The 20,721-nt window shown below is 60.4% G+C and carries 20 protein-coding genes and 1 pseudogene; 16 read left to right on the top strand and 5 right to left on the bottom strand.

Going from position 1 to position 20,721, the window contains the following annotated elements; all coding sequences use genetic code 11:
• Positions 1-399: 399 nt before the first annotated feature.
• The 4 genes and pseudogenes from AEQ63_RS23920 to AEQ63_RS23935 all read left to right on the top strand — a co-directional run.
• Positions 400-1,803: pseudogene (locus AEQ63_RS23920) on the top strand (phosphomannomutase/phosphoglucomutase); the annotation flags it as partial.
• 17 nt (positions 1,804-1,820) lie between these two features.
• Entirely contained in the window at positions 1,821-2,726 is a 906-nt protein-coding gene (gene argB, locus AEQ63_RS23925; RefSeq protein WP_016772548.1) for an acetylglutamate kinase, read from the top strand.
• Positions 2,727-3,165: 439 nt separating this feature from the next.
• Positions 3,166-3,738: a hypothetical protein gene (locus tag AEQ63_RS23930; RefSeq protein WP_042608116.1), complete on the top strand. Its 573-nt coding sequence runs from the start codon at positions 3,166-3,168 to the stop codon at positions 3,736-3,738.
• The gene (locus AEQ63_RS23935) at positions 3,725-4,108 is read left to right on the top strand and encodes a hypothetical protein (RefSeq protein ID WP_064365113.1); all 384 of its coding nucleotides are present in this window, start codon (positions 3,725-3,727) and stop codon (positions 4,106-4,108) included. Before AEQ63_RS23930 ends, AEQ63_RS23935 begins: the two co-directional genes overlap by 14 nt.
• Positions 4,109-4,246: 138 nt before the next feature.
• Here the strand turns inward: AEQ63_RS23935 and pyrE are convergent, their stop codons facing one another.
• Positions 4,247-4,891, bottom strand: a complete 645-nt coding sequence (gene pyrE / locus AEQ63_RS23940; protein ID WP_042608114.1) for an orotate phosphoribosyltransferase — start codon at positions 4,889-4,891, stop codon at positions 4,247-4,249.
• An 82-nt stretch (positions 4,892-4,973) separates the two neighbouring features.
• Between pyrE and AEQ63_RS23945 the strand changes: the two genes are divergently transcribed.
• Positions 4,974-5,753 carry an exodeoxyribonuclease III gene (locus tag AEQ63_RS23945; protein ID WP_016772543.1) on the top strand — a complete coding sequence of 260 codons (780 nt, stop codon included), beginning with the start codon at positions 4,974-4,976 and terminating at the stop codon, positions 5,751-5,753.
• 68 nt (positions 5,754-5,821) lie between these two features.
• Here AEQ63_RS23945 and gltS read toward each other — a convergent pair whose 3' ends face one another.
• The 3 genes from gltS to rph form a co-directional block, all read right to left on the bottom strand.
• Entirely contained in the window at positions 5,822-7,030 is a 1,209-nt protein-coding gene (gltS, locus tag AEQ63_RS23950) for a sodium/glutamate symporter (protein ID WP_064365114.1), read from the bottom strand.
• A gap of 370 nt (positions 7,031-7,400) precedes the next feature.
• The gene (locus AEQ63_RS23955; protein WP_016772541.1) at positions 7,401-7,769 is read right to left on the bottom strand and encodes a DUF4870 domain-containing protein; all 369 of its coding nucleotides are present in this window, start codon (positions 7,767-7,769) and stop codon (positions 7,401-7,403) included.
• Positions 7,770-7,794: 25 nt separating this feature from the next.
• Positions 7,795-8,517: a ribonuclease PH gene (gene rph, locus AEQ63_RS23960; RefSeq protein ID WP_027610407.1), complete on the bottom strand. Its 723-nt coding sequence runs from the start codon at positions 8,515-8,517 to the stop codon at positions 7,795-7,797.
• A gap of 268 nt (positions 8,518-8,785) precedes the next feature.
• On the opposite strand from rph, the gene AEQ63_RS23965 reads away from it, so the two are divergent.
• The 6 genes from AEQ63_RS23965 (at position 8,786) to AEQ63_RS23990 (ending at position 14,089) form a co-directional block, all read left to right on the top strand.
• Positions 8,786-9,649 carry a YicC/YloC family endoribonuclease gene (locus AEQ63_RS23965; RefSeq protein ID WP_016770639.1) on the top strand — a complete coding sequence of 288 codons (864 nt, stop codon included), beginning with the start codon at positions 8,786-8,788 and terminating at the stop codon, positions 9,647-9,649.
• 12 nt (positions 9,650-9,661) lie between these two features.
• The gene (gene gmk / locus AEQ63_RS23970; protein ID WP_039757364.1) at positions 9,662-10,282 is read left to right on the top strand and encodes a guanylate kinase; all 621 of its coding nucleotides are present in this window, start codon (positions 9,662-9,664) and stop codon (positions 10,280-10,282) included.
• Between the two features lie 168 nt (positions 10,283-10,450).
• Positions 10,451-10,714: a DNA-directed RNA polymerase subunit omega gene (rpoZ, locus tag AEQ63_RS23975; protein ID WP_008030604.1), complete on the top strand. Its 264-nt coding sequence runs from the start codon at positions 10,451-10,453 to the stop codon at positions 10,712-10,714.
• A gap of 57 nt (positions 10,715-10,771) precedes the next feature.
• Positions 10,772-12,877 (top strand): bifunctional GTP diphosphokinase/guanosine-3',5'-bis pyrophosphate 3'-pyrophosphohydrolase, encoded by a 2,106-nt coding sequence (gene spoT / locus AEQ63_RS23980; RefSeq protein WP_007920338.1) that lies wholly within the window; start codon positions 10,772-10,774, stop codon positions 12,875-12,877.
• Between the two features lie 24 nt (positions 12,878-12,901).
• A complete protein-coding gene (locus AEQ63_RS23985; protein ID WP_064365115.1) occupies positions 12,902-13,282 on the top strand; it encodes a RidA family protein in 381 nt (126 codons plus the stop codon).
• A gap of 66 nt (positions 13,283-13,348) precedes the next feature.
• A complete protein-coding gene (locus AEQ63_RS23990) occupies positions 13,349-14,089 on the top strand; it encodes a hypothetical protein (RefSeq protein WP_064365116.1) in 741 nt (246 codons plus the stop codon).
• Positions 14,090-14,227: 138 nt separating this feature from the next.
• Here AEQ63_RS23990 and AEQ63_RS23995 read toward each other — a convergent pair whose 3' ends face one another.
• The gene (locus AEQ63_RS23995; protein WP_064365117.1) at positions 14,228-15,085 is read right to left on the bottom strand and encodes an SDR family oxidoreductase; all 858 of its coding nucleotides are present in this window, start codon (positions 15,083-15,085) and stop codon (positions 14,228-14,230) included.
• A 188-nt stretch (positions 15,086-15,273) separates the two neighbouring features.
• On the opposite strand from AEQ63_RS23995, the gene exbB reads away from it, so the two are divergent.
• The 5 genes from exbB (at position 15,274) to recG (ending at position 20,694) form a co-directional block, all read left to right on the top strand.
• A complete protein-coding gene (exbB, locus tag AEQ63_RS24000) occupies positions 15,274-16,224 on the top strand; it encodes a tonB-system energizer ExbB (RefSeq protein ID WP_064365118.1) in 951 nt (316 codons plus the stop codon).
• Between the two features lie 6 nt (positions 16,225-16,230).
• Positions 16,231-16,659: a TonB system transport protein ExbD gene (gene exbD / locus AEQ63_RS24005; protein WP_016772535.1), complete on the top strand. Its 429-nt coding sequence runs from the start codon at positions 16,231-16,233 to the stop codon at positions 16,657-16,659.
• Entirely contained in the window at positions 16,656-17,402 is a 747-nt protein-coding gene (locus AEQ63_RS24010; RefSeq protein WP_041476628.1) for a TonB family protein, read from the top strand. Before exbD ends, AEQ63_RS24010 begins: the two co-directional genes overlap by 4 nt.
• 277 nt (positions 17,403-17,679) lie before the next feature.
• Positions 17,680-18,609: a hydrogen peroxide-inducible genes activator gene (locus tag AEQ63_RS24015; RefSeq protein ID WP_024014805.1), complete on the top strand. Its 930-nt coding sequence runs from the start codon at positions 17,680-17,682 to the stop codon at positions 18,607-18,609.
• Positions 18,610-18,618: 9 nt separating this feature from the next.
• On the top strand, positions 18,619-20,694 hold the full coding sequence (recG, locus tag AEQ63_RS24020) for an ATP-dependent DNA helicase RecG (RefSeq protein ID WP_064365119.1): 2,076 nt from the start codon (positions 18,619-18,621) through the stop codon (positions 20,692-20,694).
• Positions 20,695-20,721: the final 27 nt, after the last annotated feature.

Below are 20,721 nucleotides of genomic sequence, written 5' to 3' on the forward strand. Positions count from 1 at the left end.
GTGCACAGGCGGAGCCGCGCAACACGCGATAGAGGCCGGGGCACGCCGAGAGCGCGCGGCCCCCGCGGGGGCGCCGGCCCACCCCCACAAAAGAGCGAGAACGGACTGTGGGGGGGCGGGTGTCCCCTCCCCGGGGCGCGCGCAGAGCACACTATGCCCTGGGGGGCCCCCCCGCACCGGAGCGACGAACTGCCCCCTCGCCACAAAATTTGTGCAATGGGTGGCGCACGGTTAAGCGCACAAAATCAAGGTATTGCCGGTCGCAAGCCCGGTCAGCCGGGGCGTCATGGCCCTTTCATAGCACGAACTCTCTGTGGAAAACGCCGTCATACCCTTCAGTTTGAGCCTGCCGTCGAACATTTCGTCGGTCTGTCCCGCCCTTTTCGAGATGGAGCATGTCCACAGATGAGCACCCCCGCCAAGATCGCCCCGAAGCTGCCTGACAGCATTTTCCGCGCTTACGACATTCGTGGCACCGTGCCGGAATACCTCAACGGTGAAACCGCTTACTGGATCGGTCGCGCCATCGGCTCGCAAAGCCTGGCCCAGGGCGAACCGAACGTGTCGGTCGGTCGCGACGGCCGCCTGTCCGGCCCGGAACTGGTTGCGGAACTCATTCGCGGTATCGCCGAGAGCGGTTGCCACGTCAGCGATGTCGGTCTGGTACCGACGCCGGCGCTGTACTACGCCGCCAACGTGCTGGCCGGCAAGTCCGGGGTGATGCTCACCGGCAGCCACAACCCGTCCAACTACAACGGCTTCAAGATCGTGATCGCCGGCGACACCCTCGCCAACGAACAGATTCAAGTGCTGCATGAGCGCATCAAGAACAACGATCTGAGCACTGGTCAGGGCAGCGTCACCCAAGTCGAAATCCTCGATCGCTACAACACCGAAATCGTCCAGGACATCAAACTGGCCCGGCGCCTGAAGGTCGTGGTCGACTGCGGCAACGGTGCGGCCGGCGTCATCGCTCCGCAGTTGATCGAAGCGCTGAACTGCGAAGTCATTCCGCTGTTCTGCGAAGTCGACGGCAACTTCCCGAACCATCACCCGGATCCGGGCAAACCGGAAAACCTCGTCGACCTGATCGCCAAGGTCAAAGAGACCAACGCTGATATCGGCCTGGCCTTCGACGGCGACGGCGACCGCGTGGGCGTGGTGACCAACACCGGCAGCATCGTTTACCCGGATCGTCTGCTGATGCTGTTCGCCCGCGATGTGGTGGCACGCAACCCGGACGCGGAGATCATCTTCGACGTCAAATGCACCCGTCGCCTGGTGCCGCTGATCAAGGAATACGGCGGTCGGCCGCTAATGTGGAAGACTGGTCACTCGTTGATCAAAAAGAAAATGAAACAATCCGGCGCGCTGTTGGCCGGCGAAATGAGCGGGCACATCTTCTTCAAGGAGCGCTGGTTCGGTTTCGACGACGGCATCTACAGCGCCGCGCGTCTGCTGGAGATCCTCAGCAAGGAAAAATCCACCGCGGAAGAGCTGTTTGCGACCTTCCCGAACGATATTTCCACGCCGGAAATCAATATCCATGTGACCGAAGAGAGCAAATTCAGCATCATTGATGCACTGCACGACGCACAGTGGGGCGCAGGCGCCGACCTGACCACCATCGACGGCGTGCGGGTCGATTACGCCAAAGGCTGGGGCCTGGTGCGCGCGTCCAACACCACGCCGGTGCTGGTGCTGCGCTTCGAGGCCGATGACGAGGCTGAATTGCAGCGCATCAAGGATGTGTTCCACGCCCAACTGAAACGCGTTGCACCTGATCTCCAACTACCGTTCTGATCCACCCGGAGCCCTGAATGACCCTCGAACGCGAAGCCGCCGCCAACACTGCCAAGGTCCTGTCCGAAGCGCTGCCTTACATCCGACGCTACGTCGGCAAGACCCTGGTGATCAAATACGGCGGCAACGCGATGGAAAGCGAGGAGCTGAAAACCGGCTTCGCCCGCGACATCGTGCTGATGAAAGCCGTGGGCATCAACCCGGTGGTCGTGCACGGTGGCGGCCCGCAGATTGGTGATCTGCTCAAGCGCCTGTCGATCGAAAGCCATTTCGTCGACGGCATGCGCGTCACCGACGCGGCGACCATGGACGTGGTGGAAATGGTCCTTGGCGGTCAGGTCAACAAGAGCATCGTCAACCTGATCAACCGCCATGGCGGCAGCGCCATCGGCCTGACCGGTAAAGATGCCGGGCTGATTCGCGCGAAGAAGCTCACCGTCTCCCGCCAGACCCCGGAAATGACCCAGCCGGAAATCATCGACATCGGCCACGTCGGCGAAGTTGTCGGCATCAACACCGAACTGCTGAACCTGCTGGTCAAGGGCAACTTCATCCCGGTGATTGCGCCGATCGGCGTGGGTGAAAACGGCGAGTCATACAACATCAATGCCGACCTGGTGGCGGGCAAGGTTGCCGAAGCGCTGAAAGCCGAAAAGCTGATGCTGCTGACCAACATTGCCGGCCTGATGGACAAGTCAGGCACCGTGTTGACCGGCCTGAGCACGCAGCAGGTCGACGACCTGATCGCTGACGGCACGATTTATGGCGGCATGCTGCCGAAGATCCGTTGTGCACTGGAAGCGGTTCAGGGGGGGGTTGGCAGTTCGTTGATCATCGACGGTCGTGTGCCGAACGCGATCCTGCTGGAAATCTTCACTGATACCGGCGTGGGTACGCTGATCAGCAATCGCAAGCGTCCTTGATGGCTGATCGCTGAAAGCAAAAGATCGCAGCCTTCGGCAGTTCCTACAGGGATTTCGCACTTACGGAAATCCGCTTTTGCAGGAGCTGCCGCGGGCTGCGGTCTTTTTTATGCGCGCAGGAAACGCCTTACTCCACACGGCGAAATGTCCGACATCCCCTCAGAACAAATCCCCCTAGGATCTTCCTTTCATCCAGTGGAGATCTTCCCATGCAAAAAGACAGCGTTCCTTACGGCAGTGACATTTCAGCAGGTACTTATGCCTGCGTGGACTGCGGCCGAGAGTATTCAGCCCCGTCACGAACATCGATGCCACCCTGCCCTGATTTCACCCAAGCCTCTCACCCTCTCAAGGGTTGGAAAGTGCTGCGTGGCCAGGGAGATGCGCCTCAGGATCCCTATCCAGCAGCCAGCGACAAATAATCCGGAGCGCCTGATCCATGCAGATCTCGTTCACGATCGACGCCGACGCTTTCGAGCAGGAACAGAAGGAACCGGTGAAAAAGACCTTGCGCATCGGCGACGCCGAAATCGCCCATGCGCTGGAGCGCATCGCCAAGGCCAGCCTGACCGAATACCTGAAAATGCTGGTCGAAGGCGGCATGCCCAGCCGGGCTGACGAAGCCAAACAGGATCGCCTGCTGTATCTGATCCAGAGTTACTTCGGGCAAACCCTGCCGACCGAATCGCAGATTTCGACGATCTTTCAACTGACCCAGAGCCAGAGCAAAACCCTGCTGAAGAACACCGTTTCGCGCTTTCGCAACCAGCTCGACGACATCCTGCAGCAGAGCATGCGCGCGGTGATCGAGTCCGCCGAACATGCGCAAAACGTGTTTCTGGTGGTAATCAGCTCGGACGTGATTCGTGATGAGTTGAATATGCTCATCACGCAAAACGAGCCGACCTTCAAACCCATCACCAAACGCAAGGGCAGCGCCGGGCAGTTCGAGATCAGCGAAGACTCCCACGCATTGCTCTGCGCCACGCTGGGTCTGAATGCCGTTCAGTGACATTGTCGCGGTCAGTGGCTTGCTGCTGACCCTGACCACGTTCATGTTCAACCTGGCGTGGCCGGCGCTCAATGAAGCGCTGGCGCAGGATGAATATCAAAAGGGTTCGCAGGCTCGAAAACGCAGTCGAGACAAGATTCTGGCCACTGTCTACTGGCGCGCATTACCATTGACCTGTGCTTTTGTGGCGCTGTTTTACGTTAACTTGCCGGCGGCAGTCGGAATCGTGCGCAGCAGTACGCTGGATCTGTGGGATTTCGATGTGGATCGCACGCTGTACGTGATGGTGGTTGTCGCGCTGTTGGTGTTTGCGCTGGTCAATGTCGGACTGGCGCTGAGACTGCTGATCAAATGGCAAAAACTGCGTTAATCATCAACAAAAAGACCCAATTCAACTGACTGAACTGGGTCTTTTTTATTGTGGGAGCGAGCCTGCTCGCGGAAGCGGTATTCGCCTCACATCGCTCAGTGTGACGGCCATTCGCGAGCAGGCTCGCTCCCACATTGGTCACACGCCAAATTGGGCGCGATAGGCTTCCACGGCTGGCAGGTGCTGCTTGAGCTGTGGATCGTCGGCGAGGAACTCCAACACTTGATTCAGCGACACGATGCTGATCACCGGAATGCCGAAGTCGCGCTCGACTTCCTGGATGGCCGACAACTCGCCGTTGCCACGCTCCTGACGGTTCAGCGCGATCAGCACGCCGGCGGCCTTGGCGCCGTCCTGGGAAGCGATGATCTGCATCACCTCGCGAATGGCGGTGCCGGCGGTGATCACGTCGTCGATGATCAAGACTTCGCCAGTCAGCGGTGCGCCGACCAGGCTGCCGCCCTCGCCGTGGGCCTTGGCTTCCTTACGGTTGAAACACCATGGCAGATCACGGTCGTGATGTTCGGCCAGCGCAACGGCGGTAGTAGCCGCCAGTGGAATGCCTTTGTAGGCCGGGCCAAACAGAACGTCGAAGGGGATGCCGCTTTCGGCGATGGCCGCAGCGTAGAAACGCCCCAGTTGCGCCAGGGCCGAACCCGAGTTGAACAGGCCGGCGTTGAAGAAGTAGGGACTGGTGCGTCCGGACTTCAGGGTGAACTCACCGAAGCGCAAAACGCCGCGATCGATGGCAAAACGAATGAAATCGCGCTGATACGCTTGCATGAAAAAAACCCCAAATACCACGGATTTAGCTAATTAGCTTGACGCCGTGTATCATACACGCACGCGATTTTTGGGGCCATTTATGCGGATCATCAGTGTGAACGTCAATGGTATTCAGGCGGCAGTCGAGCGCGGTTTGCTCAGTTGGCTGCAAGCCCAGAATGCCGACGTCATCTGCCTGCAGGACACCCGTGCCTCCGCCTTTGAACTGGATGACCCAGCCTTCCAACTGGATGGCTACTTCCTTTATGCCTGCGATGCCGAAGTCCCTGCCCAAGGCGGCGTGGCTTTGTATTCGCGGTTGCAACCGAAGGCTGTCATCAGCGGTCTCGGTTTCGAGACGGCCGACCGCTACGGGCGCTACCTGCAAGCAGATTTCGACAAAGTCAGTATTGCCACCTTGCTGTTTCCCTCGGGGATGAACGGCGATGAGGACTTGAACCAGAAGTTCAAGCTCATGGACGATTTCGGCAAGTATCTGGACAAACAGCGACGCAAACGTCGCGAGTACATTTACTGTGGCTCGCTGTACGTTGCGCAGCAGAAACTCGACATCAAGAACTGGCGCGACAGCCAGCAATCTCCCGGCTTCCTGGCGCCGGAACGCGCCTGGATGGACGAGATTGTCGGCAATATGGGCTATGTCGATGCGCTGCGTGAAGTCAGCCGTGAAGGCGACCAGTACAGCTGGTGGCCGGATAACGAACAGGCCGAGATGCTCAATCTGGGCTGGCGTTTCGATTACCAGATCCTGACCCCGGGCCTGCGTCGCTCGGTGCGCAGCGCACGCCTGCCGCGTCAGCCACGGTTCTCGCAGCACGCGCCGTTGATCGTCGACTACGATTGGACGCTGACCATCTAAGCGTTTTATCGCAGCCAAAGAAAATGCCCGCATCGTGAGATGCGGGCATTTTTTATGCGCCGTACTTCCTAAACCGCAGCGAAGAAAGGCAAGGTCAGGTACAGCTTGATCACGATGACGTTAACGATATCGATGAAGAACGCTCCTACCATCGGCACCACCAGAAACGCGATCTGCGAAGGCCCATACCGTTGCGTCACTGCTTGCATGTTGGCAATGGCCGTCGGCGTAGCACCCAGCCCAAAGCCGCAATGCCCCGCAGCAAGCACGGCAGCATCATAGTTGCTGCCCATTACCCGGAACGTTACAAAAATCGCGAACAGCGCCATGACCAGCGCCTGCACGGCCAGAATGATGAAGATCGGCAATGCCAGCGCTGCCAGATCCCAAAGCTTCAGCGACATCAGCGCGATCGCCAGAAACAGCGAGAGGCTGACATTGCCGAGCACAGAAACTTCACGCTCGAATACCTGATACAAGCCAAGCGCTGATAATCCGTTACGCAACACCACACCCACGAACAGCACACAGACAAAGGTCGGCAACTCGAACGCAGTGCCGTGGAGCAAACCATTCAACAAGTTGCCAGCGAGCAGGCTGACGGCAATCAGCGCCAGTGTCTCGACGAAAGAAAAGGGCGTGATAGAACGTTCTTTGTTCGGCTGTTCAAAACCTCTTGGCAGTCGCGGTGCTTGCTGGGGACTGCAGCCCGGCACCTGCACACGCTTGATCAGCAACCGCGCAACGGGACCACCGATCAGACCACCCAGAACAAGACCGAACGTCGCCGAGGCCAGCGCCAGTTCCGAAGCCGAGGCCAGGCCGTATTTCTCGCTGAACACCGCGCCCCACGCGGCGCCCGTGCCGTGACCACCGGCAAGGGTGATCGAGCCCGTCAGCAAGCCCATCAAGGGATCAAGCCCGAGCAAAGTTGCCAACCCTATTCCCATGGCGTTTTGCACCACCAGCAAGCCAATGACTGCCAGCAGGAAGATGCCGACAATGCGCCCGCCTTTTTTCAGACTGGCAAGGTCGGCACTCAAGCCAATCGTGGCAAAGAACGCCAACATCAACGGTGTTTGCAATGAAGTATCGAAGCGGACTTCTATATCGAAAGTGCGCAATATCAACAGGAGCACGGCAACCACCAGGCCACCCGCTACCGGTTCAGGAATATTGTAACTTCGTAGAAAGCCGAAACGCGTTACAAGTCCGCGCCCGAGAAGCAGCACTAATGAAGCGGCCACGAGCGTGCCGTAGAAATCGAGCTCAATCATGTGGATTATTCTTGGCTAAGTATTCACGAGGCGAGCATTTACCTGGGCCCGACGGGTGAACCGGCTGATTTTCTCAACACTGATTACTGGGGAGTTCAAGTGCCATCGTTGGCTTGAACATATCGAAATGTTTCAATCGAAACATTACACCGGGCAACTTTAACAACCAGCTTGCGCGAATAACAAGGACCGGAATATACACTTGCCCGATCAGTTGTGACCAAAGATGTAATAGAGAAATATCAGTAAATAAATGCCAAGCCGCACATCGTTAACAGACTAGTCCTACAACAAAACCCAATTATTCAGTTGCACAAATAAAAATGCCCCGATAAGTCGGGGCATTTTCATATTGCGATACAACAGACTTTCACTTGATCAATCGCCAGGTGAACGGATATCTGTAGGGGAAACCTTCGTTGGCTTTGACACCTGCAATGATCGTCAGGACCAGCGCCGCAATCGCCAGCAAACCAAACAGGAAGAAACCGATGATCAGCAGCATGAGCAGGAAGCAGATCATTGAGGCAATCGCCACCGTGATCTGAAAATTCAGCGCCTCTTTGCCCTGCGCGTCGATGAAGGGGTCCTTCTCGCGCTTCATCTGCCAAAGGATCAGCGGCCCGATCAGATTGCCGAACGGAATCCAGATCCCCAGCAAGGCGGACAAGTGACAGAACATCGCCCACTGGCGAACCTCCTGGCTCGGTTTGGGCAGCAACTCTTGCTCATCACTCATCACATCCTCCTTGTGGTCAAGAACTTCAGTCGGCCAGTGCAGCCTTCTGCAATTCGAAGATCTCGTTCATGCCTTTCTTCGCCAGTTCCAGCATGGCGTTCAAGTCTTCAGGCTGGAACGGCGCGCCTTCGGCGGTGCCCTGCACTTCGATGAAACCACCGGTGCTGGTCATCACCACGTTCAGGTCGGTTTCGGCTGCGGAATCTTCAAGATAGTCCAGATCCAGCACCGGCTCGCCCTGGTACATGCCCACCGAGACCGCGCCGATCATTTGCTTGAGCGGATCGCCGCCTTTCAGGCCGCCGCGCTTCTTGATCACTTTCAGGGCATCGACCAGCGCAACCATGGCGCCGGTGATGGACGCAGTACGAGTACCGCCATCGGCCTGGATCACGTCGCAATCCACATACAGGGTCACGTCGCCGAGCTTGGACATATCCAGCGCCGCGCGCAGGGAGCGGCCGATCAGACGCTGGATTTCCAGAGTACGACCGCCCTGCTTGCCACGGCTGGCTTCACGCTGGTTACGCTCGCCGGTGGCGCGCGGCAGCATGCCGTACTCGGCAGTCAGCCAGCCCTGGCCCTGGCCTTTGAGGAAGCGTGGCACGCCGTTTTCGACGCTGACGGTGCAGATGACTTTGGTATCACCGAATTCGACCAGTACGGATCCCTCGGCGTGTTTGGTGTAGTTGCGGGTGATGCGGATCGAGCGGAGCTGATCGGCAGCGCGACCACTTGGACGTTTCATAGGGATACCTGTACTGAGGACGGAAAACTGCCGAGCATTATAGAGCGCTGCACCGCGAGTGGGCACTGGTTAAAACCGCCGGCCGACGACCGAAGCGCCTCAAGCGCGCATAACCGACGGGCTGCAGCGCTTTGTCACACCGTGTGTTTGGGCGCATTCGCCGCACTGCGCTACAATCCTGCGCCTTTGCTGCCAGTCGGCTTAAATTCATTGAAATCGCGCCTGCGAAACAGCGTTTCGCGCCGATCTGCATTGCGAGGTCACCGCCATGGTGCACAGCATGACCGCCTTCGCCCGCGTCGAGAAAGCCGGCGTTCAGGGCACCCTGAGCTGGGAACTGCGCTCGGTCAACAGCCGCTATCTGGAACCGCACCTGCGTTTGCCCGAATCATTTCGCGACCTCGAAGGCGCCGTGCGTGAAGCGCTGCGTCAGGGCCTGTCGCGAGGCAAACTGGAGTGCACGCTGCGCTTCACCGAAGAAAGCACCGGCAAGCCGCTGCAAGTCGACCGCGAGCGCGCCGCGCAACTGGTTGCCGCTGCGGAAACCGTGGCCGGGCTGATCAAGAATCCCGCTGCGCTGAATCCGCTGGAAGTGCTGGCCTGGCCCGGCGTGCTGGTGGCCGATGCGACCGACCCGCAAGCGCTGAACGCCGAAGCGCTGGCGCTGTTCAATCAGGGCTTGAAGGACTTGAAGGCTGGCCGCGAGCGCGAAGGCGCGGAGCTGGCGCGTTTGATCAATGATCGCCTGACTTCCATTGAAGAAGACGTCGTGACCCTGCGTGAACTGGTGCCGCAGATGCTCGCCACCCAGCGCCAGAAAGTCCTCGACCGCTTTGCCGACATGAAAGCTGAGCTCGACCCGCAACGTCTGGAACAGGAAATGGTCATCCTCGCGCAAAAAAGCGACGTGGCCGAAGAACTGGATCGCCTGAGCACACACATCATCGAAGTTCGCCGGGTGCTCAAATCCGGTGGTGCCGCCGGGCGGCGTCTGGACTTTCTGATGCAGGAGCTCAACCGCGAGGCCAACACACTGGGCTCCAAAGCCTTCGACCCGCGCAGCACCCAGGCCGCCGTCAACCTCAAGGTGTTGATCGAGCAGATGCGCGAACAAGTGCAGAACATTGAGTAAGGCTACCCCGACATGACCCAACACACCGGCACCCTGTATATCATTTCCGCGCCATCGGGCGCGGGCAAGAGCAGTCTGGTCAAGGCGTTGACCGACGCCGATCCAGAGATCCGCGTTTCGGTCTCGCACACCACCCGCGCCATGCGTCCAGGTGAAGTGGACGGCGTGAATTACCACTTCGTGACCCGCGAAGAGTTCGTGAAAATGGGCGAGCACGGTGACTTCCTTGAACGCGCCGAGGTCTTCGGCAACTTCTACGGCACCTCGCAAAGCCGCCTGCAGCAGACCCTGGACGAAGGCCATGACCTGATTCTGGAAATCGACTGGCAAGGCGCCGAGCAAGTGCGCAAGCTGATGCCGCAAGCGCGCTCGATCTTCATCCTGCCGCCATCGCTGCAAGCCCTGCACCAGCGCCTGACCAACCGCGGCCAGGACAGCGACGAGATCATCGACGGCCGCATGCGCGAAGCGGTCAGCGAGATGAGCCATTACGTCGATTACGATTACCTGATCATCAACGACGATTTCGCCCACGCGCTGGACGATCTGAAAGCGATTTTCCGCGCCAATCAGCTGCAACAGAAACGCCAGCAAGTGCGTTTCGGCAAATTGCTGGCTGAATTGCTCGGCTAAAACAGCACTTCCCAAAATGCCTGCAAGCGCTTTACATTGGTGCTTGCAGCGCGTTGAAGGGTCTGGTCAAAAAATCAGCGCTTCCCTAATCGCTGGTGATTTTTTAAACTGCTCAGTCCGCTCGCCCAACCGGGCAGCGCGCATATTGCATTCGCTCCGAGGAATACCATGGCCCGCGTAACCGTTGAAGACTGCCTAGAACACGTGGAAAACCGCTTTGAGCTGGTCATGCTCTCTACCAAGCGTGCCCGTCAACTGGCCACCGGCGGCAAAGAGCCATTGGTGCAGTGGGAAAACGACAAGCCGACCGTTGTCGCGCTGCGTGAAATTGCTGAAGGCCTGATGAGCTACGAGTTCATCGCCGAGCAGGAAATCGTCCAGGATGAACCGCTGTTCGCAGCGTTCGAGGACGAGTCGAACGAGGCCGTCTAAGCCTATGCCTGGTCGACGTAGCACGGCGCGGGGTCACAGCTTTCGGCAGGAATCATCATGCCGAGCATAGACGCCCTCGCCGATCGCTTATCGACCTACCTCGGCAACGACCAGGTCAACCTGGTTCGCCGAGCGTATTTCTACGCCGAACAAGCCCATGACGGTCAACGCCGTCGCAGCGGCGAGGCGTACGTCACGCATCCTCTTGCCGTGGCGAATATTCTTGCCGACATGCACATGGACCATCAGAGCCTGATGGCCGCCATGCTGCATGACGTGATCGAAGACACCGGGATCGCCAAGGAAGCGCTGCAGGCGCAGTTCGGTGAAACCGTGGCGGAACTGGTCGACGGGGTCAGCAAACTGACCCAGATGAACTTCGAGACCAAGGCCGAAGCCCAGGCGGAAAACTTCCAGAAGATGGCCATGGCCATGGCGCGCGACATCCGGGTGATCCTGGTCAAGCTCGCCGACCGCCTGCACAACATGCGCACGCTGGAAGTGCTGTCCGGCGAAAAACGTCGGCGCATCGCCAAGGAAACCCTCGAGATCTACGCACCCATCGCCAACCGGCTGGGCATGCACGCGATCCGCATCGAGTTCGAAGACCTCGGCTTCAAGGCGATGCACCCGATGCGTTCCGCGCGGATCTACCAGGCGGTCAAACGCGCCCGGGGCAACCGCAAGGAAATCGTCAACAAGATCGAAGAATCCCTTGGCCACTGCCTCGCCATCGACGGCATCCAGGGCGAAGTCAGCGGTCGTCAGAAACACCTCTACGGCATCTACAAGAAAATGCGCGGCAAGCGTCGAGCCTTCAACGAGATCATGGACGTCTACGCGTTCCGGATCATCGTCGACAAGGTCGATACCTGCTACCGCGTACTAGGTGCTGTGCATAATTTGTACAAGCCGCTGCCGGGGCGCTTCAAGGATTACATCGCGATCCCCAAGGCCAACGGCTATCAGTCGCTGCACACCACGCTGTTCGGCATGCACGGCGTACCGATCGAGATCCAGATCCGTACCCGCGAAATGGAAGAGATGGCCAACAACGGCATCGCCGCCCATTGGCTGTACAAGTCCAGCGGTGACGAACAGCCCAAAGGCACCCACGCCCGCGCCCGCCAGTGGGTCAAAGGCGTGCTGGAAATGCAGCAACGCGCTGGCAACTCGCTGGAATTCATCGAAAGCGTGAAGATCGACCTGTTCCCGGACGAGGTCTACGTGTTCACGCCCAAAGGCCGGATCATGGAGCTGCCGAAAGGCTCCACGGCGGTCGATTTTGCCTACGCAGTGCACACCGACGTCGGCAACAGCTGCATTGCCTGCCGGATCAACCGTCGCCTCGCGCCGCTGTCCGAACCGCTGCAAAGCGGCTCCACGGTCGAGATCGTCAGCGCTCCCGGCGCCCGGCCGAACCCGGCGTGGCTCAACTTCGTGGTCACCGGCAAGGCGCGCACGCACATTCGCCATGCGCTTAAACTGCAACGCCGCTCCGAGTCCATCAGCCTCGGCGAGCGCTTGCTGAACAAGGTGCTCAACGGTTTCGACAGCTCCCTGGAAAAAATTCCGGCCGAGCGCGTGAAGGCGATGCTCACCGAGTACCGCCTCGAACTGATCGAAGACCTGCTCGAAGACATTGGCCTGGGCAACCGCATGGCCTACGTGGTCGCCCGCCGGCTGTTGGGCGAAGGCGAACAGTTGCCAAGTCCGGAAGGTCCGCTGGCGATTCGCGGTACCGAAGGTCTCGTGCTCAGCTACGCCAAGTGCTGCACGCCGATCCCGGGCGACCCGATCGTCGGCCACCTGTCGGCGGGCAAGGGCATGGTCGTGCACCTGGACAACTGCCGCAACATCAGCGAAATACGGCACAACCCGGAAAAATGCATCCAGCTCTCGTGGGCCAAGGATGTCACCGGCGAATTCAACGTCGAGCTGCGCGTCGAACTGGAACACCAGCGCGGCCTGATCGCCCTGCTGGCCAGCAGCGTCAACGCGGCCGACGGCAATATCGAGAAAATCAGCATGGACGAACGCGATGGTCGCATCAGCGTCGTGCAGTTGGTGGTCAGCGTCCACGACCGTGTGCACCTGGCCCGCGTGATCAAGAAACTGCGCGCCTTGACCGGGGTGATCCGCATCACCCGCATGCGTGCATAACCTGCCTATTACAAGGAGTCCTACATGACCAGAACCGTCATCACCAGCGACAAGGCCCCGGCCGCCATCGGTACTTACTCCCAGGCGATCAAGGCAGGCAATACCGTTTACATGTCGGGCCAGATCCCCCTGGACCCGAAAACCATGGAACTGGTCGAAGGCTTCGAAGCCCAGACCGTCCAGGTCTTCGAGAACCTCAAGGCCGTAGCCGAAGCCGCCGGCGGTTCGTTCAAGGACATCGTCAAACTGAACATTTTCCTCACCGACCTGAGCCACTTCGCCAAGGTCAACGAGATCATGGGCAAGTACTTCGACCAGCCCTACCCTGCCCGCGCCGCCATCGGCGTGGCCGCCCTGCCGAAGGGTGCGCAGGTTGAAATGGATGCCATTCTGGTCATCGAGTGATGCGCACGGCGCGGCTTTCAACGCCGCGCCGACTGCCGCAAGAAAAGGTTTTGAAAGGATTCCACCATGCGCAAAGCGCTAGCTCTCTCGCTGCTCGCCCTGTTCCTCGGCGGCTGCGCCAGCGACCCTGCCGACCGCGACATCAGCGGCACCTGGATCAACCAGGTGGCGATCGATGCCGCCGCCAAGGGCGGCCCTCTGCGCGAAGCGCTGCAGGCCTACGGCCCGAATCTGGAATGGGACGTCAACACCAAGGCCGGTCAGGCTCGCTACACCAACGGTTTTGAGAATGTCGAAGGACGGTTGCTGGGCCAAGAGTCCGGCGCCTGGAAAGTCGACTTCTATGGCAGCTCCGCCAGCGAACTGAAACGCGACGGCGGACGCCTGCAGCAAGCCGCCAGCGACAACGAACCCGAACAACTCTTCGATCGCGCACAGATCCCGGTGCCCGAAGGCGCCCCAATCGGTGCGAGCTTCGAACGCGCGCTGTACTCGGCGTACCTGGGCGGCAACTGGACCATCACCAGCGGTCAGGGTGAGGGCGGCACCGTCCAGTTCCAGGCCGATGGCCAGGTGAGCGGCCTGCCGGGCGTTGACCGTTATGCCTTGTGCCTGGCCGGCGATTGCGCATCGATGAGCAATGGCAACGACAGCATGTGGCTGCAACTCAATGGCCAGGGTAATAACTGGATCTTTGTGCGCAAGGGCAAGGAACTGGAGATTCTGCAGGCAGTGAATGCTGCGCTGGCGGATGAGCAACCGCAGTTTGCCGCGGGCGAGCGCAAGTGGTTGCTGGAAAAGCAGTAACCCGCTTCTGAATTCACATAGAACCCATGTAGGAGTGAGCCTGCTCGCGATAGCGGTATGTCAGACACATTGATGTCGACTGACACAACGCTATCGCGAGCAGGCTCACTCCTACAGTTGTTTTGTGTTGTTAGAAAGTCAGCACTTACCTTCCAGGATCGCTGCATAGCCTTCGCGGTAGCTTGGGTACTTCGGTACCCAACCCAACGCTTTCGCCCGCGCATTGCTGCAACGCTTGCTGCCGGTGCGGCGCACGCTGGCGTCTTCCGCCCATTCAGTTACCCCCAGATATTCGCGCAACCAGCCCACCACCTCGGCCAATGGCGCCGGCGCATCGTCTACTCCGATGTAGAGCTGCTCCAGCTTGACGCCCTCGCGGTCTTTTTCCAGCAGAAACGCCAGCAACCCGGCCGCATCATCGGCATGAATCCGATTGCCATACAGCGGCGGCTCGACTGCCACGCGATAGCCGCGACGCACCTGGGTCAGCAGCCATTCACGGCCCGGGCCGTAAATGCCGGTCAGACGCAGTACGCTAGCGGGGATGCCGCTATCGAGCGCGACCTGCTCGGCTTCAAGCATCAAGCGCCCTGAGTAACCGGCAGCGACAGTCTCGGACGTCTCATCCACCCAGGCTCCGTCCTGCTGGCCGTACACGCTGCTGCTGGACACGAAGATCAGTCGCTCGGGCACTTGCCCGTAGTCGCCCAGCCAGCTCAACACGTTCTGCAAACCCTGCACATAGGCCTTGCGATAACCCTCTTCATCATGGTCGGTGGCCGCAGCGCAATACACCAGATAATCCACAGCGCCCACTGGCCAAGTCGCCGGGCACTCTTCGCTGAACAGGTCACCAGCGACGCCGATGACGCCCTCCGGCAGCCTGGAAACATCCCGGCGCAAGCCATGAACCTGCCAGCCAGCCGCCAGCAATTGCGTGGCGAGACGACTGCCGACATCACCACAACCGGCAATCAAAACAGAAGGCGCGGACATCAGAAAACTCCCATCGGAAAGGCACAGACTAGCTCTGGCACAGGACGAACGGCTAGCAATGGTGGAAAAAAAGTTACTCTATTACTTTTGTTAACAAGAATTACTTGCAATAATGCACGCCACTTTTGTTCTCGGCCTCACGAGGCCTGGAAGAGCAATAACGTTTTTCTACCTCAGGTCCGGCCAGCATGACACGTAATCAAACTCCCGCTTCGCCAACTCGACCTCGCGCCTGGAGCGCTGTCGCGGCTCTGTTGCTCAGCCTGATGCTGGCACCGACCGCGGCCTTCGCCGACGCTCAAGCGCCAGCCACCCCAGCCGCCACCGAACAGAGCGCGCCCGCTGCCGCTCCGGCTGCACCCGCCGCCACCGATCCGGTGCAGGCTGTCGATGCGGCCGACGCACCTGAAGTCCTCGAAGCCGACAACACCTTGGGCATGGCCCACGACCTGTCGCCGTGGGGCATGTACCAGAACGCCGACATCATCGTGAAAATCGTGATGATCGGTCTGGCTATCGCTTCGATCATCACCTGGACCATCTGGATCGCCAAAGGCTTCGAGCTGATGGGCGCGAAGCGTCGTCTGCGAGGCGAAATCGCCGCACTGAAAAAAGCCACCACCCTCAAAGAAGCCAGCGCCACGGCCGGCAAGGAAGGCACCCTCGCCAACCTGCTGGTCCACGACGCTCTCGAAGAGATGCGCCTGTCGGTCAACAGCCGCGAGAAGGAAGGCATCAAGGAACGCGTCAGCTTCCGCCTCGAGCGCCTCGTCGCTGCCTGTGGCCGTAACATGAGCAGCGGCACCGGCGTCCTCGCGACCATCGGCTCCACTGCGCCGTTCGTCGGTCTGTTCGGTACCGTGTGGGGCATCATGAACTCGTTCATCGGCATCGCCAAAACCCAGACCACCAACCTCGCCGTTGTCGCACCTGGTATCGCTGAAGCGCTGCTGGCCACCGCACTGGGTCTGGTTGCGGCGATTCCGGCAGTGGTGATCTACAACGTCTTCGCCCGTTCCATCGCCGGTTACAAGGCGCAGGTCTCCGATGCCTCGGCAGAAGTCCTGCTGCTGGTCAGCCGCGATCTCGACCACCAGCCTGAGCGCAGCTCGCAGCCGCACATGGTTAAAGTGGGGTAATCGGCCATGGGCCTGCATTTGAAAGAAGGCGCAGACGACGATCTGGCCGAGAACCACGAAATCAACGTCACGCCGTTCATCGACGTGATGCTGGTGCTGTTGATCATCTTCATGGTGGCCGCTCCATTGGCCACTGTGGACATCAAAGTCGATCTGCCCGCCTCGACCGCCAAACCGGCGCCGCGACCAGAGAAACCGGTGTTTCTCAGTGTGAAAGCGGACCAGCGCCTGTTCCTCGGCGACGACGAAGTGAAGGCCGAAACCCTCGGCGCCACCCTCGACGCCAAGACCCAGGGCAAGAAAGACACCACCATCTTTTTCCAGGCCGATAAAGGCGTGGATTACGGTGACCTGATGAGCGTGATGGACAGCCTGCGCGCCGCCGGCTACCTGAAGGTCGGTCTGGTCGGCCTTGAGACGGCAGCCAAGAAATGATCACGACGCGCCATAAGCTGACGCGTTACAGCGGTAGCCTGGCCGTGGTGCTGGGCGTGCACGCGCTGGCCATCGCGCTGGCGCTGAACTGGACCGCCCGCCCGCCCATCGAATTGCCGCCGCAGGCAATGATGGTCGAACTGGCCCCATTGCCTGCCCCGCCACCGCCGGCTCCGCCGAAAGTCGTCACACCGCCGCAGCCACCGGCTCCGGTTGAAGAGTTGCCGATTCCGAAACTGGCCGAAGCACCGAAAGCGGAAATCGCGGTACCCAAACCCAAGCCGAAGCCCAAGCCAAAACCGCCGAAGCCGGTCGAGAAGAAGCTGCCTGATCCACCGAAGGAAAAACCTTCCGAGGAGAAACCGGCCGACACTCAACCGACCCAGGCACCAACGGAGAAATCAGCCCAGCCCGCACCCGGCCCATCGCCTGCTCAATTGGCAGCCAAGGCCAGTTGGCAAGGCACCCTGCTCGCGCATTTGCAGAAGTACAAGAAGTACCCGCAAAGTGCACAGTCGCGTGGCAAGGAAGGTTTGAATCGTCTGCGCTTCGTGGTCGATGGCGAAGGTAATGTGCTGTCGTTCGAACTGGTAGGCCGCTCCGGCAACGCTGATCTGGACCGGGCCACCCTGGACATGATCCGCCGCGCGCAACCGCTGCCCAAGCCGCCGGCCGACATGCTCAACAATGGCTCGATCGAAATCGTTGCGCCGTTTGTTTATTCGCTCGAACGTCGCCGCTAAGGCAACGCAAAACCCTGTAGGAGTGAGCCTGCTCGCGATAGCGTAGTGTCAGACGATGATTTTCTGACTGACACACCGCTATCGCGAGCAGGCTCACTCCTACAAGGGTTCTCTGCTAGCCGGATGATCCAGCCAAAAAGGCACCGAAAGGTGCCTTTTGCATATCTGCCAGCGACAAACCGACCTCGACCAGTGTCGTACTCAGCCCGCAGTCTGATAACGTGCGTCTATCGATTGCAGCCGGTATGCTTGGCGCGCATCTTCATGGACGCTTGCTATGACCCTCACAGAATTACGCTACATCGTTACCCTCGCCCAAGAGCAGCATTTCGGCCATGCCGCCGAGCGTTGCCACGTCAGTCAGCCGACGCTGTCGGTGGGCGTGAAAAAACTTGAAGACGAACTCGGTGTGCTGATTTTCGAGCGCAGCAAAAGCGCCGTGCGCCTGACCCCGGTCGGCGAAGGCATCGTCGCCCAGGCGCAGAAAGTGCTGGAGCAGGCCCAGGGCATCCGTGAACTGGCCCAGGCCGGCAAGAATCAGCTGACCGCACCGCTGAAAGTCGGCGCGATCTACACCGTCGGCCCGTACCTGTTCCCGCATCTGATTCCACAACTGCACCGGGTCGCCCCGCAGATGCCGTTGTACATCGAAGAAAACTTCACCCACGTGCTGCGCGACAAACTGCGCAACGGCGAACTCGACGCGATCATCATCGCCCTGCCGTTCAACGAAGCCGATGTGCTGACCCTGCCGCTGTACGACGAGCCGTTCTATGTGCTCATGCCGGCCCAGCACCCGTGGACCAAGAAAGAATCCATCGATGCCGGCCTGCTCAACGACAAGAGCCTGCTGCTGCTCGGCGAAGGCCATTGCTTCCGCGATCAGGTGCTCGAGGCCTGCCCGACCCTGACCAAGGGCAACGACGGCGCCAAGCACACCACGGTCGAATCCAGCTCGCTGGAAACCATTCGCCACATGGTCGCGTCCGGCCTGGGCATCTCGATCCTGCCGCTGTCGGCAGTGGACAGCCATCACTACGCCCCCGGCGTGATCGAAGTGCGTCCGCTGACCGCGCCGGTGCCGTTTCGCACCGTGGCGATTGCCTGGCGCGCGAGCTTCCCACGGCCGAAAGCCATCGAGATCCTCGCCGACTCCATTCGCCTGTGCTCGGTGGCCAAGCCTGCCGCGCCGGTTACGGCCGGTTAAGCGAGCGTCATGACGGAGCTGTCGCAAGTGTCGGTGACGGCACTCAAGGGTGTCGGCGAGGCCATGGCCGAGAAACTGGCCAAGGTCGGCCTCGAGAATCTGCAGGACGTGCTGTTCCACCTGCCGCTGCGCTATCAGGATCGCACCCGCGTGGTGCCGATCGGCGCTTTGCGGCCGGGTCAGGACGCTGTGGTTGAAGGCACCGTCAGCGGCGCCGATGTGGTCATGGGCCGCCGCCGCAGTCTGGTCGTGCGCTTGCAGGACGGCACCGGCGGCCTGAGTCTGCGCTTCTACCATTTCAGCAACGCGCAGAAAGAAGGCCTCAAGCGTGGCACGCGGGTTCGCTGCTACGGCGAAGCCCGGCCCGGCGCCTCGGGCCTGGAAATCTATCACCCGGAATACCGCGCGATCACCGGCGACGAACCGCCGCCAGTGGATGAAACCCTGACCCCGGTCTACCCGCTCACCGAAGGCCTGACCCAGCAGCGCCTGCGCCAGTTGTGCATGCAGACCCTGACGCTGCTCAAGCCAAGCACCCTGCCCGACTGGCTGCCGACCGAGCTCGCCCGCGACTATCAACTGGCGCCGCTGGCCGATGCGATCCGCTACCTGCACAACCCGCCCGCCGATGCCGACGTCGATGAACTCGCCCTCGGTCATCACTGGGCCCAGCATCGCCTGGCCTTTGAAGAATTACTGACGCATCAACTGTCGCAGCAGCGTCTGCGCGAAAGCATGCGTTCACTGCGCGCGCCGGCAATGCCGAAAGCCACGAAACTGCCACCGAAATACCTGAAAAACCTCGGCTTCAACCCGACCGGTGCGCAACAGCGAGTCGGCAACGAAATCGCCTACGACCTCAGCCAGCACGAACCGATGCTGCGGCTGATTCAGGGTGACGTGGGCGCGGGTAAAACCGTGGTCGCCGCCCTCGCTGCGCTGCAGGCGTTGGAGGCCGGTTATCAGGTCGCGCTGATGGCGCCGACCGAGATTCTCGCCGAACAGCACTTCATCACCTTCAAGCGCTGGCTCGAACCGCTGGGCATTGAAGTCGCGTGGCTGGCCGGCAAGCTCAAAGGCAAGAACCGCGTCGCCGCGCTGGAGCAGATCGCCAGCGGCACGCCAATGGTGGTCGGCACCCACGCGCTGTTTCAGGACGAAGTACAGTTCAAGAACCTCGCGCTGGTGATCATCGACGAACAGCACCGCTTCGGCGTGCAACAGCGTCTGGCGCTGCGGCAGAAAGGCGTCGGCGGGCGCATGTGCCCGCCCCAACTGATCATGACCGCCACGCCGATTCCACGGACGCTGGCGATGAGCGCCTACGCTGACCTCGACACCTCGATCCTCGACGAATTGCCGCCCGGCCGAACCCCGGTCAACACCGTGCTGGTCACTGACACCCGCCGCGTCGAAGTCATCGAACGAGTGCGCAGCGCCTGTGCCGAGGGGCGTCAGGCCTATTGGGTATGCACGCTGATCGAAGAGTCCGAAGAGCTGACCTGTCAGGCCGCCGAAACCACCTTCGAAGACCTCACCGCCGCCCTTGGCGAATTGAAAGTCGGGCTGATCCACGGGCGCATGAAGCCGGTCGAAAAGGCTGCGGTGATGGCCGAGTTCAAGGCCGGCAACCTGCAACTGCTGGTCGCGACCACGGTGATCGAAGTCGGCGTCGACGTGCCCAACGCCAGCCTGATGATCATCGAAAACCCCGAGCGCCTCGGCCTCGCGCAGCTGCACCAGTTGCGTGGTCGCGTCGGCCGGGGCAGTGCCGCCAGCCATTGCGTGCTGCTCTACCATCCGCCGCTGTCGCAGATCGGCCGCCAGCGCCTGGGCATCATGCGCGAGACCAACGACGGTTTCGTCATCGCCGAAAAGGACCTCGAACTGCGCGGCCCCGGCGAAATGCTCGGCACCCGCCAGACCGGCCTGCTGCAATTCAAGGTCGCCGACCTGATGCGCGACGCCGATTTACTGCCCGCCGTGCGCGATGCCGCCCAGGCCTTGCTGGAGCGCTGGCCGACCCACGTCAGCCCGTTGCTCGACCGCTGGCTGCGGCATGGGCAGCAATACGGCCAAGTGTGAGCACCGTCGCAGTTTGTGAAGGATCGT

Source organism: Pseudomonas sp. RIT-PI-o, from assembly GCF_001297215.1.
Lineage (GTDB): Bacteria > Pseudomonadota > Gammaproteobacteria > Pseudomonadales > Pseudomonadaceae > Aquipseudomonas > Aquipseudomonas moraviensis_A.